This is a genomic window from Nocardia kruczakiae NBRC 101016 (genome assembly GCF_001612965.1).
Lineage (GTDB): Bacteria > Actinomycetota > Actinomycetes > Mycobacteriales > Mycobacteriaceae > Nocardia > Nocardia kruczakiae.
Genome location: NZ_BDBL01000017.1, coordinates 78070 through 103895, shown reverse-complemented (window position 1 = coordinate 103895; position 25826 = coordinate 78070). Strand labels below are relative to the sequence as shown.

Here is a 25826-nt window from a genome sequence, read left to right as displayed (position 1 = left end):
CCGTCGACGGCGACGAACCATTATCGACTACTGTCATCCTGTCAGCTCGGATGGCGAACCGGCGCGGCCCCTGCCGTGCGGCTGGGGAGGTCGAAGATGTCAGTGCAATTCAGTCCGTACGATTTCGGAATTCACGACGATCCGTATCCGGTCTACGCACAACTTCGGGAACAGGCGCCGGTGTTCCGCAACGGCGACGACGACTTCTGGGCGCTGTCGCGCTACGCCGATGTCCTTGCCGCACTGCGTGATTCGGATCGCTTCTCGAGCGCCAACGGGCTGCGGATGGAACCGGCCTTCTGGGGACCGCAGGCCGAGCAGTTCTTCTCCTTCGTGGCGATGGATCCGCCGAAACACACGCGCATGCGCGGTTTGGTCACGCGCGCCTTCACCGCGCGCCGGATACAGGCGCTGGCGCCGCGACTGCGTGAGATCGCCACCGACCTCCTGGAGCCGCTGCTCGAACGCGGCAGTTTCGACCTGATGACCGACTTCGCCGGCCCGTACCCGACCGAGGTCATTTCCGAACTGGTCGGCGTGCCGCGCGCGGACCGCGATCTGGTGCGCGAACTCGGCATGGAGATCATGTACACCGAGGAGGAGTCGACCGATCTGCGGCCGGAGGCGATGCAGGCGATCGGCGCCCTGGTCGGCTACTACACCGAGCTGACCATCGAACGCAGCAAACACCGCACCGACGACCTGCTGTCCGGTCTGCTCGACGCCGCCGACGGGGACGACCGGCTCACTCCCGAGGAAATCGTGGGCGTGCTGATCCTGCTGATCGGCGCGGGCATCGAGACGAGCATGCTCACCCTCGGCAATCTCTGGTACGCCGGGTGGGCGCATCCGGACCAGCGGGCCGCGGCGCTGGGGCGCGTCGACGACTGGATCGCCGAGGGCATGCGCTACGACCCGGCGACCCAGTCGCAATTACGCACCACCACCGAAGCCGTCGAACTGCACGGCGTCGCGATTCCGGCGGGGGCGCGGATGCTGTTGCTGACCGGTTCGGCGAACCGTGATCCCGAGGTGTTCGACCGCCCCGACGTCTTCGATCTCGATCGCGACACCTCCGATGCGCTGGTCTTCGGCAGCGGCCGCCATCACTGCCTCGGTTCGAATCTGGGGTTGCTCGAGTTGCGGACCGCGCTCGGGGAGATCACCGCCCGCATCGCCGATTACGACGTCGACCCGGCCGGGCTTCGGCGCCTGCACTCGTCGAACAATCGCGGTTTCGCCGCGCTGCCGACAACGGTCACCCTGCGCTGAACATTCGGATGCGGGGCGGGTGCACCCGGTCTTCGGCGCACCCGCCCGCGTGCGTCAGACCTGGGAGCGCGGGCCCGATTCCAGCAACCGATGCGCCGCGTCCTCGATCGCCGCTTCGCTCAGCAGCACCAGTTCGGCGGCCGGGCCGAGCGGAACGAAACTGTCGGCGCTGGTGACGCGCGCGAGACGGCCGTCGAAACCGCCGTCGAGCAGCGCTGTGCACACCGATTCCGATACCCCGCCGCTGCGGCGGGTCTCGTCGGCGACGAGCACGGCGCCGGTGGCGCGGGCATGGTGCAGCAGATCGTCGACGGGAAGCGGCGTGAGCCAGCGTAGGTCGAGCACGCGAGCGTGAATGCCGTTGTCCGCCAGGCGTCGTGCCACGCGCAGGCTCATCGGCACACCGTTGGCGAAGGTGACGATCGTGAGATCGGCACCGTCGCCGTGGATTCGGGCGCGGAAGAGGGATGCCGGATCGTCGGCGGGGGTGGCGAGCCAGCCGGCGTCACCGGGGCGGTGCAGGTCGCGGGTGTGGTAGAGGGCGATCGGTTCGAGGTAGAGACATACCCGGCCCTCCCCGCGAGCGACCTCGACGCACCGCCGCAGCATCGCGGCCGCGTCGTCGGCCCGGGCCGGCGCGGCGACGACCACTCCGGGGATATCGCGCAGCGCCGCAACGGAATTGTCGTTGTGGAAATGCCCGCCGAAGCCGCGCTGATAGGCGAACGAGGCGATCCGCACCACCATCGGATTGTGGTACTGCCCCGCGGAGAAGAACGACAGGGTCGCCGCCTCACCTCGGATCTGGTCCAGCGCATTGTGCACGTAGGCCAGATATTGGATCTCCGGAATCGGTACGAATCCGGCGAGTCCGGCGCCCAGCGCGGTACCGAGCACGCTCTGCTCGTCGAGCAGGGTGTCGAACACTCGACGCGCCCCGAACTCACGCTGCAGCCCCTTGGTCACGCCGTAGACACCACCCTTGCGGCCGACGTCCTCGCCGAAGACCAGCACATCGGGCTGATCGGCGAGTAGTGACGCGAGGGTGTGGTTGATCGACTGTGCGAGCGTCATCGGCCCGGGTCGCTCGGCCGTCTGCCCCGGTGCCGCCTGCGCGCGCGCCGTCGAACCGGACTCACCGTCGGTCGAGGAGTGAATGGAATCCACCGTCGTCGAAGCGCGGGAGACGGAGTCGCCGGGAGCGTTGCGAGGTCGCGCTCGGGCGGTGGGTGCGGATCCGGCGGCCCTCTGATCGAAAGCGCTTGTGCGAAGCGCACTCTCGGCCTGCGGCTGCGGCGCGGAGTCGACGCGTGGCGTGCGATCGTCGGCTCGCGGGCCGAGAATGGCGAGCGGCTGTCGTTCACCTCCGAATACCACTGGCGCCTGGATCGCCTCGGCCGAGTCCAGATGCGGTTCCTCCGCCACCCGGGCCACCGTCGCCGCCACTCGGGCGCCGATCGCGTCGTAGTGGGCGAGAACCTCCTCGGCGGTCGCCGCGCCGATCTCGACGAGGAGCCGGGCCGTGGCGGCCACCGGGTCGCGGCGCCGGTCGGCCTCGATGTCCTCCGGTCGCCGATACGCCGATTCCACATCGGATCCGGCATGGCCGAGCAGTCGCACCGTGCGCAGCCGCAACAGGGCGGGCCGCCGCCGCGCGCGCACGGATTCCGCGGCGGCGGAGGCCACCGACAGGGCCTGCCGCAGATCGGAGCCGTCGGCGTCGAAATACCGCAGACCCGGTCGCGATCCGAAGGCCGCTTCGATCCAGTCCGGGGGAGTGGGCACGCTGATACCGATCCCGTTGTCCTCGCAGACGAACAGCAGCGGCATCGGAATACCTTGGTGAGCCGTGTGGATCGCGGCGTTGATCGCGCCGGTCGCGGTCGAGTGATTGGCCGAGGCGTCCCCGAATGTGCACAGCACCACCGCATCTCGCGGCCACGGCGTTTCCCGGCCCAGCCGTCGCGCCCGATCGAGGGCGAACGCCAGACCCATCGCCCGAGGCAGATGGGAGGCGATGGTGGAGGTCTGCGGTATCACCGACGCGGGCGCGCTGCCGAACACCTTGTGCCGCCCGCCCGAGATCGGATCCGCGGCGGCCGCGACGACACCCAGCAGCACGTCACGAATCGGATCCAGCCCCGGGACCTGCCGGCAGCGATGGACGAAGAACGCGCCCGACCGGTAGTGCAGCAGCGCCGGATCGGTGCTGCGCAACGCCTGCGCCAGCACCACATTGCCCTCGTGGCCGCTGGAACCGATGCTGTAGTACCCGCGTTTGGCCGCGCCGAGCCGCCGCGCCGCGATATCCAGATGCCGGCTCGTGGCCTGGGCATCGAACAACTCCAGACATGTCCCGGCGGTGATCGGACTGCCGCTGCCGATCGGATCGGTGGCGGCGCGGCGCGGTCCCGGCCGCACCTCTCGCAGGGAAGTACGCAACCATTCGTCGAGAAGCTCTTCCGGGCCCGCTGTCACCCCTCCATCATGTCGCCTGCGACCGCCCGCGCACCGGATGTTCGGTATGCCCCGTGTGGCCTGCGAGCAGCTTCGCGAACGGCGTCACCTCGCCGACATGGTTGCCCGAGTGCCGGGCGCGGGTCGGTTCCGGGAGGAAGCCGTCCACGCCGGTCGGCACCGCGACCACGAGGGTGGCGAATTCGGCCGCGGCGCGGTGGATCCGCTCGCCGAGTCCGGCCGAACCGAAATCCTCGGTCGCGGCGAACACGCCGGTCGGAACGACGACGGCGCGTAGATAGGTGAACAGCGGCCGCATCGCATGTTCGAGCACCAGCGCGTGCCGGGCGGTTCCGGCCGTGGCGGCGACGAGCACCGGCATGGCGTTGAGCGCTTCGGTGTCGAGCACGTCGATGAACATCTTGAACAACCCGGAGTAGCTCGCGGCGAACACCGGGGTGACGGCGATGACACCGTCCGCGGCGGAGACCTTCTCCCGCGCTGCCGCCACCGCGGGGGTCGGCAGACCGCCGGAGACCATCGTGGCGGCGAGATCGCTTGCCAGGTCTCGCAATTCGATGACCTCGATGTCGACGGCCTCGCCGCGGGCGCCGACGGCCGAGGCCACCGCATCGGCGAGCTGATCGGCGAGCAGACGGGTGCTCGACGGCTGCGACAACCCGGCGGTGAGTACGACAACGGTGTGCGACATGGGTTTTCGTCCCTCGTTCGATGCGGTGGATGAGTGCGGCGGTCGGATGATTACTACGAATCAGGCCTGCTCGGCGGCGGCCAGCAGCCGCTCACGCGCCGGCTCGACCAGGTGATGCGGCGCCTCCGGACCGGCGGCCACCAGCGACGCGTGGGTCGGCGGATCGCTGGGAACGTGGGCGGGACGGCGCAATTCGAATTCCTTGCGCAGCACCGGCACCACTTCGTGGCCGAGGATTTCGACCTGTTCCAGGGCGACGTCGATCGGCAGGCCGGCGTGGTCGATCAGGAACAGCTGGCGCTGGTAGTCGCCGGCGTAGTCGGCGAAGCCGAGGGTGCGCTCGATGACCTGCTCGGGAGTACCGACGGTCAGGGGCGTCATCTCGGTGAAGTCCTCCAGCGACGGACCGTGCCCGTAGACGGGCGCGTTGTCGAAGTACGGCCGGAAGAACTTCTTGGCCGCCGCCTCCGTCTCGGCCATGAAGACCTGCCCGCCCAGCCCGACGATGGCCTGGTCGGCCGAGCCGTGACCGTAGTGCTCGAACCGCTGCCGGTACAGCCGCACCATCTCCTCGGTGTGCTCCTTGTTCCAGAAGATGTTGTTGTGGAAGAAGCCGTCGCCGTAGTAGGCGGCCTGCTCGGCGATCTCCGGCGACCGGATCGAGCCGTGCCACACGAACGGCGGCGTGCCGTCCAGCGGTGCGGGAGTGGCGGTGAATCCCTGCAGCGGCGTGCGGAACTGACCCTGCCAGTCGACCACCGGTTCGCGCCACAGCCGGCGCAGCAGGTGATAGTTCTCGATCGCGAGTTCGACGCCCTTGCGGATGTCCTTGCCGAACCACGGGTAGACCGGGCCGGTGTTGCCGCGGCCCATCATCAGATCGACCCGGCCGCCGGACAGATGCTGCAGCATCGCGTAGTCCTCGGCGATCTTCACCGGGTCGTTGGTGGTGATGAGGGTGGTGGAGGTCGACAACCGCAGTTTTTCGGTGCGCGCGGCGACCCAGCCGAGCATGGTGGTCGGCGAGGACGGCACGAACGGGGGATTGTGGTGCTCACCGGTGGCGAACACGTCCAGCCCGACCTCCTCGGCCTTCAGGGCCAATCGCATCATCGCGTCGATGCGTTCGCCCTCGGTGGGCGCGATTCCGGTGGTCGGATCGACGGTGACGTCGCCGACGGTGAAGATGCCGAACTGCATGGCCGCCTCCTGAGGTCTGATCAAAAGTTCAATCACCTGAACGAGGGTGGCTTCCCCAGTATTCCTTGACATGTCCACTATCGGAAAAACTGCGTTGCGCAGCACTTTGTCTCACTGATTCAATCAATGATTGAAACCTGTTCTGTGTCGTGGTTCACTAACCGCATGGGCGAGAAGGTGGCGGCGGGTACCCGGGCCAAACTGCTGGCGGCCGCGGAGCGGTTACTGCTGACCGAGCGCTACGAGGACGTCTCGGTGCGGGCGATCTGCGTGGCCGCGGGCGCCAACCCGGCCGCGGTGCACTACCACTTCGGCTCCAAGGAGACTCTGATCGCCGCCCTGATCGAGGATCGGCTCGGACCGCTGTGGGCCGAGGGGCTGGCGGCGGCCACGGCCACCGCGCCCAGCTCGGTCCCGGCGGTGGTCGATGCGGTGCTCGCGCCGTTCGTCGACCTCGCCGCCGACCCGATGGGCCGGTTGCATCTGCGGTTGCTGGCCGGATTGATCCTGCGCCGGCGGCCGATGTCCTGGCAGCACCAGTGGTTCCGGATGGAGTCGTGGTCGCAACTGCTGCCCGAGCTGAGCTCCGGCGAGGCACGCCGCCGCTGGCAGCTGGCCTTCGACCTGATCATCATGCGCTTCGGCAGCACCGAGGACTACGACATCGCGCCGTCCTCGGTGGCGACGCTGCGCGAATTCGTCATCGCCGGGTTGAGCGCGCCGCCGCCCGTGCCCGCCCCCACCGCTTCGCACACCGCCGTACAGGAGTAGTAGTGAACGATATCTTCGAACCCGTCGATCTGGGCCCGATCACCCTGCGCAACCGGGTGATCAAGGCCGCCACCTTCGAGGGCCGCACACCCGATGCGCTGGTCACCGACGAACTGATCGAGTTCCATCGCGAGATCGCGGCCGGCGGCGTCGGAATGAGCACCATCGCCTACTGTGCCGTCGCGCCGGGCGGGCGCACCGATCGGCACCAGATCTGGATGCGTCCCGAGGCGCTACCGGGCCTGCGGCGGCTCACCGACGCCATTCATGCCGAAGGCGCCAAGGTCAGCGCGCAGATCGGGCATGCCGGGCCGGTGGCCGATGCCGCCTCGAACCGGGCACCGGCGCTGGCGCCGACGCGGCTGTGGTCGCCGCTGAGCATGAAGATGATGAAGTCCCCGTCGGTGGCCGAGATCCAGGAGCTCGTCACCGCGCACGTGCGGGCGGTATTGCTGGCCGAGGAAGCCGGATTCGACGCCGTGGAACTGCATTTCGGCCACAACTATCTGGTCAGCTCGTTCCTGAGCCCCCTGCTGAACCGCCGCAAGGACGCCTACGGCGGCCCCTTGGAGCATCGCGCCCGGATGGCCCGCGAAATCGCGCTCGCGGTGCGCGAAGCCGTCGGCAACCGGCTGGCGATTCTGGCCAAGCTGAATATGGAAGACGGTGTGCGCGGCGGCTTCTCGCTGGCCGAATCGCTCCGGGTGGCGTCCTGGCTGGAATCCGACGGTGGACTCGACGCCCTCGAACTGACGGCCGGCAGTTCGCTGCTCAACCCCATGCTGCTGTTCCACGGCGATGCGCCACGGCAGGCGTTCGCCAAGACGCTGCCCGGCCCGACCCGGCTGGGCTTCAAGCTCGTCGGCAAGGCGTTCCTGCGCGAATACCCGTATCACGGCACCTATCTGCTCGAACGGGCCCGCCAGTTCCGCCGCGAGCTGTCGATGCCGCTGGTACTGCTGGGCGGGATCACCGATATCGACGATATGCGGCGGGCGCGCCGCGAAGGCTTCGAATTCCTGGCGATGGGCCGCGCCCTGCTGCGCGAACCGGATCTGTTGCAGCGCATCCGGTCCGATGCCGACATCCGCTCGGCCTGCATCCACTGCAACGAATGCATGCCCAGCATCTATACCGGCACCCGATGCGTGCTGCGGCTGGACGGCCCGCCCATTCCCACCCGCTGACCCGGATCGACGAGAGAGAAGAGAGAGACGAATTCATGAGTGGACGTTTGACGGGCCGAGTCGCCCTCATCAGCGGCGGTGCTTCCGGCATGGGCGCCTCGCACGCGCGGGCCTTCGTCGCCGAGGGGGCGCGGGTGATGCTCGGCGACATCGCCGACGACGCTGGGCAGGCGCTGGCCGCGGAACTGGGTGAGCAGGCCGGCTACGTGCACCTCGACGTCACCGAGTCCGCCGATTGGCAGGCCGCCGTCGCCGCCACCGTCGAACGATTCGGGCTGTTGAACGTGCTGGTGAACAACGCGGGCGTCCTCGACGGCGGCCCGCTGGGCGCCTACACCGAGAAGCAGTGGCAGCGGGTCATCGATATCAATCTGACCGGCCCCTTCCTGGGATTGAGTGCCGCACGCGACGCCCTGGTGGCCGCCCGGCCGGCCGCGGTGATCAATATTTCCTCCGCGGCCGGTATCCAGGGCGTGAGCGGTATGCACGCCTATACCGCCTCGAAATTCGGGGTGCGGGGACTGACCAAGTCGGCCGCGCTGGAACTCGCGCCCGAGGGCGTGCGGGTCAACTCGGTGCATCCCGGCGGCATCCTCACGCCGATGATCGGAGTCACCGAGGAGATCGCCGTCGATCGCGGCGAGAATGTGCGGGCGCGGCTCGGCCTGCCCGCCGAGGTGTCGGATCTGGTGGTTTTTCTGGCGAGCACCGAATCCAGCTATTGCACCGGTGCGGAATTCGTCGTCGACGGCGGGATGACGGCCGGTTCGGTGGTGGGCTGAGCATCCGCATAAACTGTCGGCATGCAAATGTTCCTGGATATCCTCCTGGTCATCACCAGCGTGTTGCTGGTGTTGCTGGTGTTGCTGCACCGCGCGAAGGGTGGAGGCTTGTCCAGCCTGTTCGGTGGCGGTGTGCAGTCGAGCCTGTCCGGATCCACGGTCGTCGAGAAGAACCTCGACCGCATCACCATCTTCGTGGGCCTGATCTGGTTCATCGCCATTCTCGGCATCGGCTTCGAGATCAAGTTCGCCTGAGCGGCGTGGGCGCTGCGGCCTCAGGGTCGCGGCGCCGGCCCGATCCGATCGTGATCGCTGTTACGGCTGCCACGGCCAGAATCAGCGTCGCGATCGTGAACGCGGCGCCGTAGCTGTCGCCGAGCACCGGCGCCACCACCAGGGGACCGAGCATCTGGCCGAGTCCGTATCCGGCGGTCAAGGTCACCGCCGCACCCGGCCCGGCCAGATCGTCGCCGATCTCGAGGGCGAGCAGGGTGATCCCCATGAAGGTCGCGCCGAACAGCGCGGCCGACACCACCGCCGGCCACACACCCGCCGACAGCGTCGGCAACAGCGCGGACAGGCACTGCAGCACGAGTGCGGCCACCAGCGCGATCACCGGCGTCGCCCGTCGGGCGATCAGGCCCCACACCACCGTCGCCGGGGCGGCCGCCACTCCCACCACGATCCAGATCGCGGTGCCGGCCGTCCGATGTCCGGTGGCGCCGACCGCGGCGACCAGGAACGTGCCCAGGACGATATAGCCCAGCCCCTCCAGGAAATAGGTCGTCTGCAGGAGCCGCCAGTTGCGTGTCGACCGCACCGTGGCCGCACCGGTCCGGCTGCCGGCGACGACCTCCAACCGCAGGGCAGGCCACAGCAGCAACGCGGTCAGTCCGGCCGCGGCGAGCCACAGCGCCTGCCACGACAGCACCGATTGCGCGATCAGCACCAGCGCCCCGGTTGCCGCGATTCCCGTACCCACTCCGGCGAAGGCGATACCGGCTGCGCGCCTGCGGTTTTCGTGCCGGGCGGCGATCTGCGCACAGCCGATGAACAGCACCGCGCTGGCGATGCCGGCCACCGTCCGCAGGATGATCGGCAGTATCGCGGGCGCCGGAACAGCCATGGCCGCTTCACTCGTCACCAGCGCGGCAGCCGAGACCCGGAAAGCGTTGCCGCCGTTGTATTCCGGAAAGCGTGCCAGCGCGACCGCGCCCAGCAGGTAGCCGGCGTAGTTCGCGGCGGCCACGATCGCGCCGGTATGTGCGCCGAAGCGTCCGGCATCGATCATCACCGGAAGCAGCGGCGTGTAGACGAAGCGCCCGATGCCCATGGCGGCGGCCAAGCCGGCCGAGGCGCGCAGGGCCGGCGCGAGGGATGCCTGGCGAGGAACTGCGATGGTCACGTCGATCCACGCTACGGATCCCTCGCCGTCCGGTGAAATGCTTGCTGTGCACGATGTATACGCTGAGCGTATGGAACTGGAATTGCGGCATCTGCGCGCGTTCCTGGTGCTGTGCGAGGAAGCCAACTACACCCGCGCCGCCGCCCGGCTGCACACCACGCAGCCGTCGCTGACCCGCACCGTGCAGCAGGCGGAACGGATTCTGGACTGCCGGCTGGTCGAGCGCAGCGCGCGGCGCTTCGCCCTCACCGCGGAAGGGGAGTATCTGCTGGCGGCCGCGACACGGATCGTCGCCGACGTCGACGCCGTGACCGCCGATCTGCGGCTGCGGGCCCGGGTGTCGGTGGGATTTTCCTGGCTGCTGCCCGACGATTGGTTCACCGAGGTCCGTACCCGTTTCGAGGCCCGCGGCGGGCGGGTCGGCATCCATCGCATCGACGATCCGGTGGCCGCCGTCGCGGCGGGACGTATCGATATCGCCCTGTATCGCAAGGAGATTCGGCTGCCGGCCGCCATGACCGGGCGGATCATCGGCACCGAGCGGCGGGTGGCGGCGGTCTCCACCCGCTCGCCGCTGGCGAAGGCGTCGGCGCCGCGATGGCAGGATCTGGCCGCCCATCCGCTGGTGGTCAACACCGTCTCCGGCACCACCGACGAAACCAGTTGGCCCGCAGCCGAATCCGGACGTGAGATCGTCACCTGCACGAATTTCGACGAATGGATCGAACTGATCGCCGCCGACCGGGGCATCGGGGCCGTTCCCGAATTGGCGCGGACCCGGGCGCCGCATCCCGGTGTGGCCTACCTCGACGTCCCCGATGCCCCGCCCTCGACCCTGCGGCTGGCCTGGCGAACCCGGCCCGCGCCGGGCAGGTCGGTGCGAAGCTTCCTCGATATCGCCCTGAGCGGCCAGGGGGCCTCGAGCTGCTAGAGGGCAGCTTCAAGCGGGGTGGCCGGGGGTGAGATCGGCGAGGTCGCTGTAGCGCAGTCCGGTGGTGCCCTCCGGCGGCTTCGGGCCGCCCAGCGGTTCCAGTAACAGACCCACGTGGTCGCCGAAATCGTGTCGCTCGAGGATCCGGCCGCAGAACCAGGCCGCTGCCTCGTCGAGCACCACGACTCCATCGGGCCCGTGATGCCACCGGCACCATGTGAACTTGTCGATATCGTCGCCGGTTTCCGCGCCGAAGAGCTGTGCCAGGGCCCGCGACCCGGAATCGATGAGATGAACCGCGACGTGGGTGGCGTCGGCCACCACCCGGTAGGTGTGGTTGAGCTCGGAAACACACACCAGGAATCGGCGTGGTTCGATACCGACCTGGGATGCGAAGCCGACGACGCACCCGGCGCGCCCGGACTCGGTCGCCACTGTCACCACATAGATCGGAGCGTCCGCCGCCGCTACCAACGCGTCGAAATTCGCGATCGCGTCCATCCACCCTCCTTCACCGCCGGCGCCGCGCGATGCGGCCCGCCGCCTCAGGCTAGGACAACGGCGGCCCTCACGTGCGCGGCACGCGACCGTCGATATCGGTGAACCCGTAGGCTTCGGCCAGATCGGCCACCCGCCATGCACGGCCCGTGCGCGAACGCCGGCTCGGATCCGCCGCGAGCGCGACCACCGCCCGCCCGGCGAAATGCGGAGTCTCGGCCTCGTTCAGATCGAAGGTGCCCTCACCGGGGAGTGTGATCAGCCGTCGTCCCTGCGCATCGACCGGAACCAGCTGCAGCAGTTCGGTATTCACGATTCCCGGCCACAGCGACACCACCGTGACCTCGGTGCCGGCCAGATCGTGCGCCATATCCGCGGTCAGCCGGTCGACGGCGGCCTTGCCCACGCCGTAGACGACATTGTGCGTGAAATGTTCGGCGCCCGGTGAGGAGATGTCGACGATCAGCCCGCCCGATTCGATGAGCAGCGGCGCCGCGAAATGGGCGGCAGCGTAATGGGAGCGCACGCCGATGTCGAAGCCCTCGTCCCACGCCTTCGGCGGCACCTCCCAGAACGGTTTGCCGAGCCAGCGCGCCGAGGCGGGGGAGTTGTAGACATTGTTGACCAGCACATCCAACCGGCCCTGGTCGGCACGTACGGTATCGAACAGTCGCGCGACCGCCTCGTCGTCGCGATGGTCGCAGACGAACGGCACCCCGCGCCCGCCGAGCTCATCGATCTCGCTCGCGGTCGCGGCCACCGTGCCCGGCAGCTGCCCCGGGCGTTCGGAGCGCCCGGTCACGTAGACCGTGGCGCCGGCCGCGCCCAACTCCAGCGCGATGCCCTTACCGATGCCGCGGCTCGCGCCGGTGACGACGGCGACTCGATCGGTCAGTATTCCGTTCACGACTCCGGGACACTACCGTGAAACGAGAACGTGTTCTAGTACCTGGGAGGCGCAGTGGGGCCGACGCATCGGTTCGTGGAGACCAACGGGATTCGGCTGCATATCGCCGAAGAGGGCCGCGGATATCCGGTGATCTTCTGTCACGGATTTCCGCACGGCTGGTATGTGTGGCATCGGCAGCTGCCGGCGCTGGCGGCGGCCGGATATCACGCCATCGCCCCGGATCTGCGTGGGTACGGCCGCACCGAGGCGCCCGGCGGAGTGGAGGAGACCACGAACCGGGCCGTGATCGGCGATCTGCTCGGGCTGCTCGACGAGATCGGCGCCGAGCGAGCGGTTTTCGTCGGCCTGGACTTCGGCGCCCAGCTGGTGTGGGAGCTGGCATTGCGGGCACCGGAGCGGGTCGCGGCGATCATGGTGCTGAACAATCCGTACGCGCCCCGGCCGCCGAAGGCGCCGTCGGAGTTCTGGACGCGCGCCGCGCAGCGTCATTTCCTGCATCTGTCGTATTTCCAGGAGCCCGGTGTCGCCGACGCCGAACTCGCCGCGCGTCCCCGCGAATTCCTGGCCCGCGTGTACTACGCGCTCAGTGGCGAGTTCCACTACCTCGACACGTGGAAGAATCCACCCGGCATCGGTTACCTCGACGCTCTGCCGCAGGCGCCCGCACTGCCCTGGTCGTGGTTGCCGGAATCCGAATTCGAGACCCTCGCAGCCGAATTCGAACGAACCGGCTTCACCGGCGGGCTCACCTGGTATCGGGCATTGGACCGCAACTGGGAACTGACCGAGGGCGTGCCCACGACGGTCACGGTGCCGACCTGTTTCCTCTACGGCGAGAACGACCCTGATATGGAAGGTTTCAGCGGCCGCGACCCGCTGGCGGTGCTGCGCACGCACGTACCGGATCTGCGCGCGGTCGAAAAGGTCCCGGGCGCAGGGCATCTCGTTCAACTCGAGCGGACCGGTGCGGTGAACGACTTCCTGTTGCGTCACCTTGCCGAACTGGTCGCCGGCGATGCGTCGCGAAATGCGGCGCTGCGGTAGGGATTCGCCCGGCCCCCGCGCCGGGTGCGGCCGGAGCGTCTACGCGCGCATCCTGCCCGCGCGCCACCTCGTCGGTGTGTGTCCGAGCCTGCCTGTCGCCGCGTGGGCGCAGACGGACGACGACCAGCCGGGATAGCGCTCCGGGTCAGGGCAGCTTCGCGGCCGCGGCCTCGTCCAGCATCCAGGTCGTGGATTCACTGCCGTGCGCCCCGGCCGCCGGGATCTCGAGCGCGGACGCGCCGGCCACCGCCTGGGCCACCGCATCGGCCTTGGTCTCGCCGCCGACCACCAGGACCACGTGCCGGGCGCGGGCGACCGCGGGCAGGGTCAGGGTGACGCGCACCGGCGGCGGTTTCGGCGAATCGGTCACGGCGAGAACGAGTTCGTGCTTCTCCGCCACGGCCGCGGAATGCGGGAACAGCGAGTTCACATGCGCGTCGCCACCCATGCCGAGCAGATGCAGGTCGAATGCGCCGTGCTCGGCCAGATGCGCGTGCACCGCCGCCGAGTACTCCGCGGCGGCCTCGACCGGATCCGGATACTCCCCGTCGGAGGTCGCGACCGGATGCACCCGCGCCGGGTCCACCGGCACGTGATCGAGCAACGCCTCGCGCGCCTGCAACTCGTTGCGCTCGGCGTCGCCCGCGGGGACGAACCGCTCGTCGCCCCAGAACACGTCCAGGCGCGCGAAATCGACGGCCCCGGGCGCCTGACGGACCTTCTTCAGCAGGTCGATGCCGGTGCCGCCGCCGGTGAGAACCACCGACGCCGAACCATGTTCGGCCTGAGCCCTGGTGACCACCTGCACGAACCGCACGGCTGCCGCCGTCACCAGTTCGTCGTGCCCGGCGAAGACCTCGATCTCCGGCTTACTCATAGATCACCTTCCCGATTCCGGCCAGTGCCTCGGCGTAGACCTCGTCGGCGTCCAGCCGCCGCAGTTCCTCCGCCAGGCAGTCCTTGGTCTCGCGACGGGCGAGTGCGAACCGCTGATCCGGCTCACCGGTGCGCGTCAGGGTCGCGGTGCGGCCCGTCTGCGGGCGTTCGATCCCGACCGAGATCGACGCCCGGTGCAGCACGACCTTCAACTCCCCGGTCTGCCGGCGGATCGGGCAGTCCAGTTTGGCCGCCAGCCATCCCGCCAGGATGTCGAGCGCGGGTTCCTCCGCCAGGCCGGACACGGTCACCGATTCGATCGGCTCGTACGGCGGCACGTCGAGCGCGGAGGCCAGCAGCGCCCGCCAGAACGTGATCCGGCTCCATGCGAGATCGGTGTCGCCGGGGGCGTAGGAATCCAGCCGCCGGGTGATCGCCGCGCGCGGATCGGGAGCGTAGGTGGAATCGGTGATGCGGCGAATGGCCAAGCGCCCCACCGAATCCCGTGACGGGAACTCCGGCGCGCCGCGCGGCCACCACGCCACCACCGGAGTATCGGGCAGGAGGAACGGGATGACGACGCTGCTCTCGTTGTTGACCAGTTCGCCCTGCAGCCGCAGCACTATCACCTCGGCCGCCCCGGCATCGCCGCCGACCCGGATCTGGGCGTCGAGTTTGGTCTCGGAGAACCGGTCGCCGCGCGCGAGCACGATCACGCGACAGGGATGTTCGCGGCTGGCGTCGTTGGCGGCGTCGATGGCGTCCTCGGCCTCCGAGGAATCCAGCGTGCACACCACCAGCGTCAGCACCCGGCCCATGGCGATCACGCCGTTGGACTCCCGCAGGCTGACCAGGCGTTTGGTCACCTCGCGGGTACTGGTGTCGGGCATGTCCACGATCATGGCCGCCGCCATTCTCGCCCGGTGCGGGCGAGCATCTCGTCGGCCGAGGCCGGACCCCAGGTGCCGGACTCGTAGGACTCGGGCTTACCGCCCTCGGCCCAGTGATCGAGCACGGGATCGAGGATGCGCCACGCCAATTCGACCTCCTCGTTGACCGGGAACAGCGACGGCTCGCCCAGCAGCACATCCAGGATGAGCCGCTCGTAGGCCTCGGGCGAGGATTCGGTGAACGATTCGCCGTAGCTGAAATCCATGTTGACGTCGCGGACTTCCATGCTGGATCCGGGCACCTTCGAGCCGAACCGCATGGTGATGCCCTCGTCCGGCTGCACCCGGATGACCAGCGCGTTCTGACCCAGCTCCTCGGTCATGGTCTGATCGAAGGGCAGATGCGGAGCCCGCTTGAACATGACCGCGATCTCGGTGACCCTGCGCCCCAGGCGTTTTCCGGTGCGCAGATAGAACGGCACGCCCGCCCAGCGGCGGGTGTCGACGTTCAGCGTGATCGCGGCGTAGGTCTCGGTGCGTGAATGCGGATCGAAACCCTCCTCCTCGAGCAGGCCCACCACGCGTTCGCTGCCCTGCCAGCCGGCCGCGTACTGGCCGCGCGCGGTGGTCTCCTCCAGCGGTTCGACCAGCTTCGTCGCCGAGAGCACCTTGATCTTCTCGATCTGCAGCTGCCGCGGCTGGAAGCTGACCGGATCCTCCATCGCCGTCAACGCCAGCAGTTGCAGCAGATGGTTCTGGATCACGTCGCGCGCGGCGCCGATGCCGTCGTAATAGCCTGCGCGCCCACCCAATCCGATGTCCTCGGCCATCGTGATCTGCACGTGGTCGACGAAGTTGGCGTTCCAGATCGGTTCGAACAGTTCGTTCGCGAACCGCAGCGCCAGCAGATTCTGCACCGTCTCCTTGCCGAGGTAGTGGTCGATACGGAAGACCGTCTCCTCGGGGAACACCCGGTTGACCAGGGCATTGAGTTCCTGGGCGCTCTTCAGGTCGTGCCCGAAGGGCTTCTCGATCACGACCCGCCGCCACGACTGCGGTTTGCCCGGTGCCGCCTCCGGGGCCTTCGCCAAACCCGTCCGCGAAAGCTGTTCCAGCACAACGGGAAACGCGTTCGGCGGAATCGAGAGGTAGAAGGCGTGGTTGCCGCCGGTGCCGCGTTCGGCGTCGAGCTTCTTCAGCGTCTGCGCGAGTGTGCCGAAGGCGGCGTCGTCGTCGAAGGTGCCCTGGACGAAGCGGATACCTTCCGACAGCTGATCCCACACCTCCTGCCGGAACGGGGTGCGGGCGTGCTCCTTGACCGCCTGGAGGACGACCTGAGCGAAATCCTCGTCGGCGTAGTCGCGCCGGGCGAACCCGACCAGCGCGAAACCGGGTGGCAGCAGCCCCCGGTTCGCGAGGTCGTAGATGGCCGGCATCAGTTTCTTGCGTGACAGGTCACCTGTCACCCCGAAGATCACCATGCTGCACGGGCCGGCGATCCGGGGAAGCCGCTTGTCGCGCTCCTCGCGCAGCGGATTCCCCGGGGCGGCCGTCTTCTTCTGGCCGGCCATCGCGGTCAGTTGCTTCCGGTGCTCTTCAACTCGGCGGTGGTCGCGGTGAGCAGCTCGTCCCACGACTTCTCGAACTTCTCGACACCTTCGCGCTCGAGGACGGCGAACACGTCGTCGAGGTCGATTCCCACGCCGGTCAGCGCGTCGAACACGCCTTGCGCGTCGGCTGCCGTGCCCGACACCGTGTCCCCGCGCAGCTCGCCGTGGTCGGCGAACGCCTCGAGGGTCTTCTCCGGCAGCGTGTTGACCGTATTCGGCGCCACCAGCTCGGTGATGTACATGGTGTCGGGGTAGTCCGGGTTCTTCACACCCGTGGACGCCCACAGCGGCCGCTGCCGGTTACCGCCGGAGGAGGCCAGATGCGAGTAGGTCGAGGTGTGGTTACCCCCGTCGAACACGTCCTGGTAGGCGGCGTAGGCCAGACGCGCGTTGGCGATTCCGGCCTTACCGCGCAACGCCAGCGCCTCGTCGGAACCGATCTGCTCGAGCCGCTTGTCGATCTCGGTGTCCACGCGGGAGACGAAGAACGACGCGACCGAATGGATGCGGGCCAGGTCGTGGCCGGCGATGCGCGCCTTGCGCAGGCCGTCCAGGTAGGCGCCCATCACGCTGAGGTAGCGCTGCACCGAGAAGATCAGCGTGACGTTGACGCTGATTCCTTCGGCGATGACGCGCGTGATCGCGGGCAGGCCCTCCTCGGTGGCCGGAATCTTGATGAACAGATTCGGCCGGTCGACGATCTTCCACAGCTCGACCGCCTGCGCGACGGTCTTGTCGGTGTCGAAGGCCAGCCGGGGGTCCACTTCGATCGAGATCCGGCCGTCGACGCCACCGGTCGATTCGAAGACCTCGGCCAGCACGTCGCAGGCCGAGCGAACGTCGTCGGTGGTGATCGTGCGGATGGCGGCATCGGCATCGGCGCCCTGGGCGGCCAGTTCCTTGACCTGGTCGTCGTAGGCGTGACCCTCGCTCAGCGCGGCCTGGAAGATGGTCGGGTTGGTGGTCACGCCGACGATGCTGCGAGTGGCGACGAGTTCGGCGAGATTGCCCGAGCGGATCCGGTTGCGTGACAGATCGTCGAGCCACACCGACACGCCTGCTCTGGACAGTGCGGCGAGATTCTCGTTCTGTGCCATTGGTTATCCCTTCACCTTGTCGAGTGAGCGCTTCGCGGCGTCGACGACGGCTTCGGCGGTGATGCCGAATTCGCGGAACAGGGTCTTGAAGTCGGCCGAGGCACCGAAGTGCTCGATCGAGACGTTCTCACCGTCGCTGCCGGTGAAGCGGTGCCACGGCATCGCGATACCGGCCTCGACCGTGACGCGGGCGGTGATCTGCGGAGGCAGCACCTCGTCGCGGTAGGACTGTTCCTGCGCGTCGAACCATTCCACGCACGGCATGGACACCACCCGGGTGCCGATGCCCTGCTCCTCCAGCGTAGTGCGCGCGGCGACGGCGAGCTGAAGTTCGGAACCGGTGGCGATCAGGATCACCTGCGGTGTGCCGGTGGACGATTCGGCCAGAATGTATCCGCCGCGGGAGACGCCCTCGTAGCTGGTGCCCTCCAGGGTGGGCACGTCCTGGCGAGTCAGCGCCAGCGCCGACGGGCCGTCGGTGTGCGGGTGGTCGGCGGGCACGAAATGCGAATGCTGCTCGGCACTTTCGAGCTCGAGGATGGTGCGCCACGCGTACACGGTCTCGTTGGCGTCGCCGGGGCGGACCACGTTCAGGCCGGGGATGGCACGCAGCGCGGCGAGATGCTCGATCGGCTGGTGGGTGGGGCCGTCCTCACCCAGGCCGATGGAGTCGTGGGTCCACACGTAGATGGCCGGCACCCGCATGAGCGCGGCCAGCCGGACCGCCGGGCGCATGTAGTCGGAGAACACCAGGAAGGTGCCGCCGTAGGGCCGGGTCGGGCCGTGCAGGGCGATGCCGTTGAGGATCGAGCCCATCGCGTGCTCGCGCACACCGAAGTGCAGCGTGCGGCCGTAGGGCTCGGCCTTCCACATACCGGTGGAGATCGACGCCGGGCCGAAGCTCGGCACGCCCGGCATGGTGGTGTTGTTCGATTCGGCGAGGTCGGCCGAACCGCCCCACAGCTCCGGCAGCACCGGCGCCAGCGCGGCCAGCACCTTGCCCGAGGCCTTGCGGGTGGCCATGCCCTTGGCGTCGGGCTCGAACGAGGGCAGTCCCTCGGTCCAGCCCTTCGGCAGCCGGCGCTCACGCAGCCGGTCGAACAGCTCCTTGTTCTCCGGGTTGTTCTGCGCCCACGCGTCGAACTGCTCCTGCCAGACGGCGCGGGCGGCCTTGGCGCGCTCGGCGGCGTTGCCGCGGGTGTGGGCGATGACCTCGTCGTCGACGACGAAGCTCTGGCCCGGATCGAAGCCGAGGATCTCCTTGGTGGCGGCGACCTCGTCGGCGCCCAGCGCGGCACCGTGCGCGGCGCCGGTGTTCATCTTGTTCGGCGCGGGATAGCCGATGATCGTGCGCAGCAGGATGAACGACGGCTTGTCGGTGACGGCTTGGGCGGCCTCGATCGCCTCCAGGATGCCGGTGACGTTCTCACCGCCCTCGACGACCTGCACGTGCCAGCCGTAGGCGCGGTAGCGCTCGGCGGTGTCCTCGGTCAGCGCGATGGAGGTGTCGTCCTCGATCGAGATCCGGTTGTCGTCGTAGAAGACGATCAGATTGCCCAGCTGCTGGGTACCGGCCAGCGAGGAGGCCTCCGAGGTGACGCCCTCTTCGATGTCGCCGTCGGAGGCGATGACGTAGACGAAGTGGTCGAACGGGCTGGCGCCGGTCGCGGCGGACGGGTCGTAGAGACCGCGCTCGCGGCGGGCCGCCATCGCCATGCCGACCGCCGAGGCCAGGCCCTGGCCGAGCGGGCCGGTGGTGATCTCCACGCCCCTGGTGTGGCGGAACTCCGGGTGACCCGGGGTCAGCGAACCCCACTTGCGCAGGTGCCTCAGGTCGTCGAGTTCCAGGCCCAGTCCCGACAGATACAGCTGGATGTACTGGGTCAGGCTGGAATGTCCGCACGAGAGGATGAACCGGTCGCGGCCGGTCCAGTCCGGATCGCTCGGGTCGTAGCGCAGGACCCGCTGGTAGAGGGTGTAGGCCAGCGGCGCCAGGCTCATCGCGGTGCCGGGGTGGCCGTTGCCGGCGGCCTGCACCGCGTCGGCGGCCAGGACACGGACGGTGTCGACTGCTCTGGTGTCCAGTTCGGTCCAGTCGGCCGGATGTGCGGGCTGGGTGAGTGCGCGGATGTCGTCTGTGACTGACACGACCGAGGTTCTCCTGACCTTCTCGTGTGTGTACAACGGCGGCTTGCGGGCTGTACCCACCACCCTAGAGGTCGCCTGATCGCCGTGAGTGGGGAACCCTTCGCCCGCACCCCGTGCAGGTGCGCGGGGTTACGGTGAATGATGACAGCCGCCGACGTGCCGGGCCGAAGCGATTCCGCACAGCGGCCGACGGCGGATATGTGACGTGGCCCTCGCGTCCGGACCGGCCGGGGCCGATCGCCTGCGGCACGGGCGGTTTCGCGGCGGGTGGGTGCCGGAGCACAACACGCGGGGGTCTACCATCGTCTGTAGTAGAGGCTGCGCCGCCCGCGCCGCGCTCTGCGGTGACAGCGGAAACGGCTGCGCGCGGGAGGCCCGCCACGCCGCCGAAACCGTTGCTTCCCTACCGGATCGATGCACCACCTGCGAGGAGAGACAGTGCGGATTGGGCAACAGCCGGGTGATGCGCATGGCTCCTCCGCGACGGCGCTCGCCGACCGTGTCCAGGGCAGCGGCCCGCTGTCGAAGCTGACCCGCCGGGTGCTCGCCTACATCGCGCTGACCAAGCCGCGAGTCATCGAGCTGCTGCTGGTGGCCACCATCCCGACGATGCTGCTGGCCGACCGCGGCCATGTCGACATCCGGTTGATCGTGGCCACCCTGTTCGGCGGCTGGATGGGCGCGGCCAGTGCCAACACCCTGAACTGCGTCGCCGACGCCGATATCGACAAGGTCATGAAGCGCACGTCGAAGCGTCCGCTGGCGCGCGAGGCGGTGCCGACCCGCAACGCGTTCGTCTTCGGTGTCGCCCTCGGCGCGGGCTCGTTCGCCTGGCTGTGGTGGCAGGCCAATCTGCTCTCCGGCCTGCTCGTGGTCGCGACGATCCTGTTCTACGTCTTCGTCTACACCCTCGGCCTCAAGCGCCGGACCTCGCAGAACGTGGTGTGGGGCGGCGCCGCGGGCTGTATGCCGGCACTGGTCGGCTGGTCGGCGGTCACCGGTACCATCGGCTGGCCCGCGATCGCGCTGTTCGCCGTCATCTTCTTCTGGACGCCGCCGCACACCTGGGCGCTGGCTATGCGCTACAAGGACGACTACCGCGCGGCCGGCGTGCCGATGCTGCCGGTGGTGGCGACCGAGCGCGTGGTCACCAAGCAGATCGTCATCTACACCTGGCTGACCGTGCTCGCGACCCTGGCGCTGATTCCGGCGACGGGTGTCGTGTACGCGGCCGTCGCGATCGTCGCGGGCGCCTGGTTCCTGCTGATGGCACATCAGCTGTATTCCGGCGTGCGGCGCGGCGCGTCGGTCAAGCCGCTGCGGCTGTTCCTGCAGTCCAACAACTACCTCGCCGTGGTGTTCTGCGGTCTGGCCGTGGACTCGGTCCTCGGCTGGCACACCATCGGCTCGACGCTGTTCGGCTGAGATCGCCCCGGGCGCCGGTCCGCGCCCGGGAACAGCCACTTCGGCGCGTCTCGCCCGACGTCGGGCTATATGCGGTCACGACCCCGGCGAGTACTGCCGGGGCCCAGCTGTCATCTCGTCGCCTGCGTCATCTCGGCGCCGTTGCGGCGGGCAATCGTCGGTGCTCGGTTCACGGGCAGCCGGGCTGGAACGGATAGCACGCGTGCCCGGGCGTCGAGGGCGGCACCGTGCGTTCCGGTGCGGGGGTGTAGGGCGCGGTGGTCGTCGTGGCGGTGCGACCGGGGGCGGGGGCGTGGCTGGGGCCCGAGCCGGACCCGCCGCCCGCGGTGCACATGGCGGCCAGCGCCAGCACCACGACCAGAACGCCCAGCAGGACCAGCGGCACCAGGCCGCGGTTGCGGTTGCGCCGCGGCGGAGCCGCCGGTGGGCGCGGATCGAAGGGCACCGAATACGGTTGCTGATTCTGGCCGTAGGCCGGCGCGGGACCCGTCTGCGCGGGACCGCCGGGTCCGAAACCCGAGGCGGCGACCGGCTGAGGGACGGTGCCCGGCGCGGTTTGCGCCGCCGGATTCGGGCGAGCCATCGATACCGGGGCACCGCCCGGCGACATCGGCGCTGCGGAGGCGGCGGCCGGGACACCGGCCGGACCGGCCCCGGGAAGCGGCGCACCGGCCGGCGGTTTGGGGCCGCGGGACGGAACCGGATTCGGCGGTGGGGGAGTGCGCTCCAGCCGGGCGGGAAACCCCTCCGCCGTGAGATCGGAATGGCTTGCCGCCGCGGCGAATCCGAGCGCGGCCAGCGCCTGGCCGACCTGCGCCGCATTCCAGGTGTCCGGTGCGTCCGCGGTGATCCGGGTGAAATAGTTGCGCAAGGCCGCGGGGCCGTCGCCGAGCACCACATCGATCCCGTCGGGCAGGTCACCCTGCTCCAGGGAGACCCGGCTGCTCAATTGCGGCATCACCAGCACCATGCCCGTCACCCCGACCCGCTCCCGGCCGGGCGCGCCGCGCAACAGTTCGGCGATCTCGCCGGTGCGGGCGCGGATCTCGGTCATCGGTTCGGTTCCGGCCTCGGTTCCCGACAGCGGCGCGATGCGGTCGCCGATGGTCCAGGGCCGGTAGCCCGAGACGGTGAGGGTGCCGCTCGCCCGTTCGGTGAAGTCCTTGATCACGACGACCACGCAGGTCTTGGGCGTCCACACGATCGCGTCGGCGGCCCCGGCCGCGACCACCGCGATACCGGGTAACGCGTGTGCGCCGGTCCAGGTCTTCAGCCAGTTCGCCACCGTCCGTTCGGAATTGGACAGCCGCGACGGGTCGTCGTTGCGAACCTTCACCAACATCTGGATCAACCCCTGACCGATGCCTGTTCTGCCGGCCGCCCCGAGCGACCGCCCGACCACCGTACGACGGTACGGCGAAGCGGGCGAATCGGCTTGGGCGGCAGCACAGATCATCCACCATCGGTGCGCCCGGGTCGTCGGCGGGTCACCCCTGCCGATGCCAGGCGAGGTATCCGTCCGGGCGCACCAGCACCTGCGTGCCCGCGGTGGCGGCATAATCGGTGAAGGCGTGGCCGTCGACCGCGATCAACTGCCCGGGTTCGGGCCGATAGCCGGGCGCGACGATCGAATACGCCCGCACCCCGGCGTCTTCCGAGATTCCGGCCGGTGTGCCGAACGTCAGGCGGGTCGCGTGCGGGCCCCGGAACAGGTCGAACAGGCGCAGCGCACTACCGTCACCGCGCTGCAGCGGGGCGTCGGGCGCCCGGTCGCCCGCGGTGAGCCCGGCGGCGTCGGACGCATCGCGATAGCTGATGTCGAGTTGATGGGTCTCGGCGCCGCGATTCATCGCGTCCTCGTGTCCCTCCAGGTGTTTGTCGAGCAGGGCCGTACTCAGGCCGAGCACTCGCCGAGCGACCGCGCGGCGCTCGGACTCGTAGGTCTCGAGCGGGCCGGGATCGCCGCCCACCGCGGCGGCCAGTTTCCAGCCCAGGTTGTAGGCGTCCTGAATGCCGGTGTTCATCCCCTGCCCACCCGTGGGCGGATGCACGTGTGCCGCGTCGCCCGCCAGGAACACGCGGCCGGACCGGAACCGTTGCGCCAGCCGGATATTGGGCCGCCACACCGTCGACCACACCGGTTCCCCGACGGTGAGATCGGTGCGCCCGCTCACCCGGTCCAGCCGTTCCTGCAGGACCGCGCGGGTGGGCCGCGGATCGTCTCCGAGCGGGGCCGCGAACTGGAACAGCCGGCCGCCGGGCAGCGGCGTCAACGCGACTCCCGCGGTGGGTGTCGCGGCGGTGGCGAACCAGTATCCGAAGTCGTGATCGAGCGCGTCGACCGGGACGTCGCCGAGCAGCATGCGAATCGACTCGTCGGTGGTTCCCTCGAACGGGATTCCCAGCGTGCGCCGCACGGTTCCGGCGCCGCCGTCCGCCCCGATCAGATACCGCTCCGCGACGTTTTCGGTGCCGCCGGGTCCGGTCAATGTGGCTCGCACCTCGTCGGCGTCCTGGGTGAAACCGGCCAGGGCGGTACCGAATTCGACGCGCACACCGAATTCCGCGAGGCGGTCGCGCAGCAGTCGCTCGGTGTCGGATTGCCCCAGCACCCATGGATTCGGATACGGCACGGCCGGGCTCGCCGCGCGGGATTCGCTCATCCGGCGTTCGGCCACCAGCGTGCCGTCGAGGTAGGCGCGCATGAGGGGAGTGGGAGTTCCCGCCGCGAGGACGGCGTCGAGCACGCCGAGATCGTCGAACACCTCCAGCGTGCGGGGCTGGATGCCGTCGCCCCGGGATCCGGTGAACGGAGTGGTGGCCTTGTCCACGATGCGTACGTCGACCCCACGGCGGGCCAGGTCGATGGCGAGCGTGAGTCCGGTCGGGCCGGCTCCGACGATGAGAACTGTGCGGGTCATGACAACCTCTAACTGAATCGAGTTTCACTGAATTAGAATTCAGTATGGGTTGATAATGTTCGGAGTCAAGGAGGTGGTGATGGCGACCGGACATGAGCAGGCCGGCAGTCGCAAGCAGCGGTCCGCGGAAACCGAGCAGGCGCTCAAGGACGCCGCCCGGCGGCTGTTCGCCGAGCGCGGCTACCTGAACACCAAGATCACCGACATCACCGCGGCGGCCGGCCGGGCGGCGGGATCGTTCTACAACCACTTCGCCGGTAAGGAACAGCTGCTCCAGGCGCTACTGGAGGACTTCGCGGCCGAAGGGGACACCTCCGCCGGGGCGGGCGCGCACGATCCCGATTTCACCAAGCCGCAGGCCGTCGAATTCCATATCGAGCAGTACTGGCACTATGCGCGCCGGCATTGGCCGGTGCTGCGAGCGGTGACGCAGGCGGCGCTCGTCGACGAGGACTTCGCGCGGCTGACCAGTCGATTCACCGCCGGTCAACTCGACGAGGTGGTCGACCACGTCGACGGTTTCGAGACCGCCGGACTCCGCCTGCCCAGCACGCCCGAGGTCAGCGTCGCGATGATGTTCCTGCTGGTGCGGGCGTTGCTGGAGGCAGTGGAGGAGGGCGTGCTCGCGCTCGACGACGAGCAGGCGGTGGCCGGGCTGACCCGGTTCGTCTACCGGGGGCTCACCGGCCGCGACTACTGACCGCTCACGGCACCAGCACGATCGACCCGGTGGTCTTGCGGGCCTGCAGATCGCGATGCGCCTGCGCGGCCTCGGTCAGCGGATATTCGGCGCCGACCCGCACCCGCAGCGTCCCGTCGGCGACAGCGTTCAGGACATCGCCTGCGCGCCAGGTCAATTCGTCACGATCCCGGGTGTAGTGGGCGAGCGTCGGACGGGTGACGAACAGCGAACCGGCCGGATTGAGCCGCTGCAGATCGAACGGCGGCACCTGACCGCTGGCGGCGCCGAACAGCGCCAGCATGCCGCGGATGCGCAAGGCCGCGAGGCTCGCCTCGAACGTCGCCGCGCCCACTCCGTCGTAGACCGCCGCCACGCCGATCCCGTCGGTGAGGTCGCGCACCCGCTGGGCGAGGTCGTCGCCGTAGCGCAGCACCTCCGCGGCGCCCGCCTCGCGGGACAATTCCTCCTTCGCGTCGGTCGACACCGTGGTGATCACGCGGATACCGCGGGCGGCGGCCAGCTGGGTCAGCAGGAGTCCGACGCCGCCGGCGCCGGCGTGAACCAGAATCGTCTCCCCGGGCTGCGGCTTGTACACCGATTCGATCAGGTAGTGCGCGGTCATTCCCTGCAGCAGGGCCGAGGCCGCCACCGCGGCCGGAACCCCGTCGGGGACGGCCACCGCCACCGCGGCGTCCACGGCGACCTTCTCCGCGTAGCTACCCGGCGCCGCCGCCCACGCGACCCGATCGCCGACGGTGAATTCGGTCACCTCGGAACCGGCCTCGGCGACCACGCCCGTGCCCTCGGAACCCGGAATGTAGGGAACCGCCTGCGGATAGGTGCCGGTGCGGATGTAGGTGTCGATGAAATTGACACCGGCCGCCTCGGTATCGACGAGCAGCTGATTCGGCCCGATGACAGGGTCGTCGACCTCGGTCGCGACGAGCACTTCGGGACCACCGTGTTCGCTGACCTGAATGGCGCGCATGGCTTTCAGTTCTACACCCC

Annotated in this window: 23 protein-coding genes; 9 read left to right on the top strand and 14 right to left on the bottom strand. The window is 69.1% G+C overall.

Going from position 1 to position 25826, the window contains the following annotated elements:
* Positions 1-96 precede the first annotated feature (96 nt).
* Positions 97-1272: a cytochrome P450 gene (locus NK1_RS14400; RefSeq protein ID WP_063009027.1), complete on the top strand. Its 1176-nt coding sequence runs from the start codon at positions 97-99 to the stop codon at positions 1270-1272.
* A 54-nt stretch (positions 1273-1326) separates the two neighbouring features.
* Here NK1_RS14400 and NK1_RS33745 read toward each other — a convergent pair whose 3' ends face one another.
* The 3 genes from NK1_RS33745 to NK1_RS14385 are packed head-to-tail and all read right to left on the bottom strand — an operon-like array spanning position 1327 to position 5641.
* Positions 1327-3750, bottom strand: a complete 2424-nt coding sequence (locus NK1_RS33745; RefSeq protein ID WP_439955941.1) for a thiamine pyrophosphate-dependent enzyme — start codon at positions 3748-3750, stop codon at positions 1327-1329.
* Positions 3751-3757: 7 nt separating this feature from the next.
* On the bottom strand, positions 3758-4441 hold the full coding sequence (locus tag NK1_RS14390) for an FMN reductase (protein ID WP_063009026.1): 684 nt from the start codon (positions 4439-4441) through the stop codon (positions 3758-3760).
* Positions 4442-4501: 60 nt separating this feature from the next.
* A complete protein-coding gene (locus tag NK1_RS14385) occupies positions 4502-5641 on the bottom strand; it encodes an LLM class flavin-dependent oxidoreductase (protein ID WP_063009025.1) in 1140 nt (379 codons plus the stop codon).
* Between the two features lie 165 nt (positions 5642-5806).
* Between NK1_RS14385 and NK1_RS14380 the strand changes: the two genes are divergently transcribed.
* Genes NK1_RS14380 through secG form a run of 4 tightly spaced genes read left to right on the top strand, consistent with a single transcriptional unit; the run spans position 5807 to position 8636 of the window.
* Positions 5807-6412, top strand: coding sequence for a TetR/AcrR family transcriptional regulator (locus NK1_RS14380; protein ID WP_063009024.1), 606 nt, complete (start codon positions 5807-5809; stop codon positions 6410-6412).
* A gap of 2 nt (positions 6413-6414) precedes the next feature.
* Positions 6415-7599 (top strand): NADH:flavin oxidoreductase, encoded by a 1185-nt coding sequence (locus NK1_RS14375; RefSeq protein ID WP_063009023.1) that lies wholly within the window; start codon positions 6415-6417, stop codon positions 7597-7599.
* A 35-nt stretch (positions 7600-7634) separates the two neighbouring features.
* A complete protein-coding gene (locus NK1_RS14370) occupies positions 7635-8381 on the top strand; it encodes an SDR family oxidoreductase (protein ID WP_063009022.1) in 747 nt (248 codons plus the stop codon).
* A 21-nt stretch (positions 8382-8402) separates the two neighbouring features.
* A complete protein-coding gene (gene secG, locus NK1_RS14365; RefSeq protein WP_030518417.1) occupies positions 8403-8636 on the top strand; it encodes a preprotein translocase subunit SecG in 234 nt (77 codons plus the stop codon).
* On the opposite strand, the gene NK1_RS14360 is transcribed toward secG, so the two are convergent.
* The gene (locus NK1_RS14360) at positions 8623-9786 is read right to left on the bottom strand and encodes a YbfB/YjiJ family MFS transporter (RefSeq protein ID WP_063009021.1); all 1164 of its coding nucleotides are present in this window, start codon (positions 9784-9786) and stop codon (positions 8623-8625) included. The genes secG and NK1_RS14360 overlap by 14 nt on opposite strands.
* A gap of 70 nt (positions 9787-9856) precedes the next feature.
* Between NK1_RS14360 and NK1_RS14355 the strand changes: the two genes are divergently transcribed.
* Entirely contained in the window at positions 9857-10717 is an 861-nt protein-coding gene (locus tag NK1_RS14355; RefSeq protein WP_063009020.1) for a LysR family transcriptional regulator, read from the top strand.
* Positions 10718-10726: 9 nt separating this feature from the next.
* Here NK1_RS14355 and NK1_RS14350 read toward each other — a convergent pair whose 3' ends face one another.
* Together NK1_RS14350 and NK1_RS14345 are read right to left on the bottom strand one after the other, a co-directional pair.
* Positions 10727-11218, bottom strand: a complete 492-nt coding sequence (locus NK1_RS14350) for a flavin reductase family protein (protein ID WP_063009019.1) — start codon at positions 11216-11218, stop codon at positions 10727-10729.
* 67 nt (positions 11219-11285) lie between these two features.
* A complete protein-coding gene (locus NK1_RS14345; RefSeq protein ID WP_063009018.1) occupies positions 11286-12122 on the bottom strand; it encodes an SDR family NAD(P)-dependent oxidoreductase in 837 nt (278 codons plus the stop codon).
* A gap of 54 nt (positions 12123-12176) precedes the next feature.
* Here NK1_RS14345 and NK1_RS14340 point away from each other — a divergent pair, with 54 nt between their 5' ends.
* On the top strand, positions 12177-13169 hold the full coding sequence (locus NK1_RS14340) for an alpha/beta fold hydrolase (protein ID WP_063009017.1): 993 nt from the start codon (positions 12177-12179) through the stop codon (positions 13167-13169).
* 145 nt (positions 13170-13314) lie between these two features.
* On the opposite strand, the gene pgl is transcribed toward NK1_RS14340, so the two are convergent.
* From pgl to tkt, 5 genes are read right to left on the bottom strand one after another with little or no spacing between them, the layout of a single operon-like run.
* Complete coding sequence (gene pgl, locus NK1_RS14335; protein WP_063009016.1) at positions 13315-14046, bottom strand: 6-phosphogluconolactonase; 732 nt, start codon at positions 14044-14046, stop codon at positions 13315-13317.
* Positions 14039-14947 carry a glucose-6-phosphate dehydrogenase assembly protein OpcA gene (opcA, locus tag NK1_RS14330; RefSeq protein WP_174552721.1) on the bottom strand — a complete coding sequence of 303 codons (909 nt, stop codon included), beginning with the start codon at positions 14945-14947 and terminating at the stop codon, positions 14039-14041. The genes pgl and opcA overlap by 8 nt, the downstream gene beginning before the upstream one ends.
* Positions 14944-16506: a glucose-6-phosphate dehydrogenase gene (zwf, locus tag NK1_RS14325; RefSeq protein WP_063009014.1), complete on the bottom strand. Its 1563-nt coding sequence runs from the start codon at positions 16504-16506 to the stop codon at positions 14944-14946. Before zwf ends, opcA begins: the two co-directional genes overlap by 4 nt.
* Before the next feature lie 5 nt (positions 16507-16511).
* The gene (tal, locus tag NK1_RS14320) at positions 16512-17642 is read right to left on the bottom strand and encodes a transaldolase (RefSeq protein ID WP_063009013.1); all 1131 of its coding nucleotides are present in this window, start codon (positions 17640-17642) and stop codon (positions 16512-16514) included.
* A 3-nt stretch (positions 17643-17645) separates the two neighbouring features.
* Positions 17646-19790, bottom strand: a complete 2145-nt coding sequence (gene tkt / locus NK1_RS14315) for a transketolase (RefSeq protein WP_063009012.1) — start codon at positions 19788-19790, stop codon at positions 17646-17648.
* A gap of 438 nt (positions 19791-20228) precedes the next feature.
* Here tkt and NK1_RS14310 point away from each other — a divergent pair, with 438 nt between their 5' ends.
* Positions 20229-21215 carry a heme o synthase gene (locus NK1_RS14310; RefSeq protein ID WP_039778891.1) on the top strand — a complete coding sequence of 329 codons (987 nt, stop codon included), beginning with the start codon at positions 20229-20231 and terminating at the stop codon, positions 21213-21215.
* Positions 21216-21384: 169 nt separating this feature from the next.
* Here the strand turns inward: NK1_RS14310 and NK1_RS14305 are convergent, their stop codons facing one another.
* Complete coding sequence (locus NK1_RS14305; protein WP_063009011.1) at positions 21385-22557, bottom strand: hypothetical protein; 1173 nt, start codon at positions 22555-22557, stop codon at positions 21385-21387.
* 145 nt (positions 22558-22702) lie between these two features.
* The gene (locus tag NK1_RS14300; protein WP_063009010.1) at positions 22703-24136 is read right to left on the bottom strand and encodes an FAD-dependent monooxygenase; all 1434 of its coding nucleotides are present in this window, start codon (positions 24134-24136) and stop codon (positions 22703-22705) included.
* A gap of 79 nt (positions 24137-24215) precedes the next feature.
* On the opposite strand from NK1_RS14300, the gene NK1_RS14295 reads away from it, so the two are divergent.
* Complete coding sequence (locus tag NK1_RS14295) at positions 24216-24836, top strand: TetR/AcrR family transcriptional regulator (protein ID WP_063009073.1); 621 nt, start codon at positions 24216-24218, stop codon at positions 24834-24836.
* A gap of 4 nt (positions 24837-24840) precedes the next feature.
* On the opposite strand, the gene NK1_RS14290 is transcribed toward NK1_RS14295, so the two are convergent.
* A complete protein-coding gene (locus tag NK1_RS14290; protein ID WP_063009009.1) occupies positions 24841-25806 on the bottom strand; it encodes a quinone oxidoreductase family protein in 966 nt (321 codons plus the stop codon).
* Positions 25807-25826: the final 20 nt, after the last annotated feature.

Coding starts and splice junctions, on each gene's coding strand:
- NK1_RS14400 (WP_063009027.1), top strand. CDS start 97: ATGTCAGTGCAATTCAGTCCGTACGATTTCGGAATTCACGACGATCCG.
- NK1_RS14390 (WP_063009026.1), bottom strand. CDS start 4,441: ATGTCGCACACCGTTGTCGTACTCACCGCCGGGTTGTCGCAGCCGTCG.
- NK1_RS14385 (WP_063009025.1), bottom strand. CDS start 5,641: ATGCAGTTCGGCATCTTCACCGTCGGCGACGTCACCGTCGATCCGACC.
- NK1_RS14380 (WP_063009024.1), top strand. CDS start 5,807: ATGGGCGAGAAGGTGGCGGCGGGTACCCGGGCCAAACTGCTGGCGGCC.
- NK1_RS14370 (WP_063009022.1), top strand. CDS start 7,635: ATGAGTGGACGTTTGACGGGCCGAGTCGCCCTCATCAGCGGCGGTGCT.
- secG (WP_030518417.1), top strand. CDS start 8,403: ATGCAAATGTTCCTGGATATCCTCCTGGTCATCACCAGCGTGTTGCTG.
- NK1_RS14355 (WP_063009020.1), top strand. CDS start 9,857: ATGGAACTGGAATTGCGGCATCTGCGCGCGTTCCTGGTGCTGTGCGAG.
- NK1_RS14350 (WP_063009019.1), bottom strand. CDS start 11,218: ATGGACGCGATCGCGAATTTCGACGCGTTGGTAGCGGCGGCGGACGCT.
- pgl (WP_063009016.1), bottom strand. CDS start 14,046: ATGAGTAAGCCGGAGATCGAGGTCTTCGCCGGGCACGACGAACTGGTG.
- opcA (WP_174552721.1), bottom strand. CDS start 14,947: ATGATCGTGGACATGCCCGACACCAGTACCCGCGAGGTGACCAAACGC.
- zwf (WP_063009014.1), bottom strand. CDS start 16,506: ATGGCCGGCCAGAAGAAGACGGCCGCCCCGGGGAATCCGCTGCGCGAG.
- tal (WP_063009013.1), bottom strand. CDS start 17,642: ATGGCACAGAACGAGAATCTCGCCGCACTGTCCAGAGCAGGCGTGTCG.
- NK1_RS14305 (WP_063009011.1), bottom strand. CDS start 22,557: ATGTTGGTGAAGGTTCGCAACGACGACCCGTCGCGGCTGTCCAATTCC.
- NK1_RS14300 (WP_063009010.1), bottom strand. CDS start 24,136: ATGACCCGCACAGTTCTCATCGTCGGAGCCGGCCCGACCGGACTCACG.
- NK1_RS14295 (WP_063009073.1), top strand. CDS start 24,216: ATGGCGACCGGACATGAGCAGGCCGGCAGTCGCAAGCAGCGGTCCGCG.
- NK1_RS14290 (WP_063009009.1), bottom strand. CDS start 25,806: ATGCGCGCCATTCAGGTCAGCGAACACGGTGGTCCCGAAGTGCTCGTC.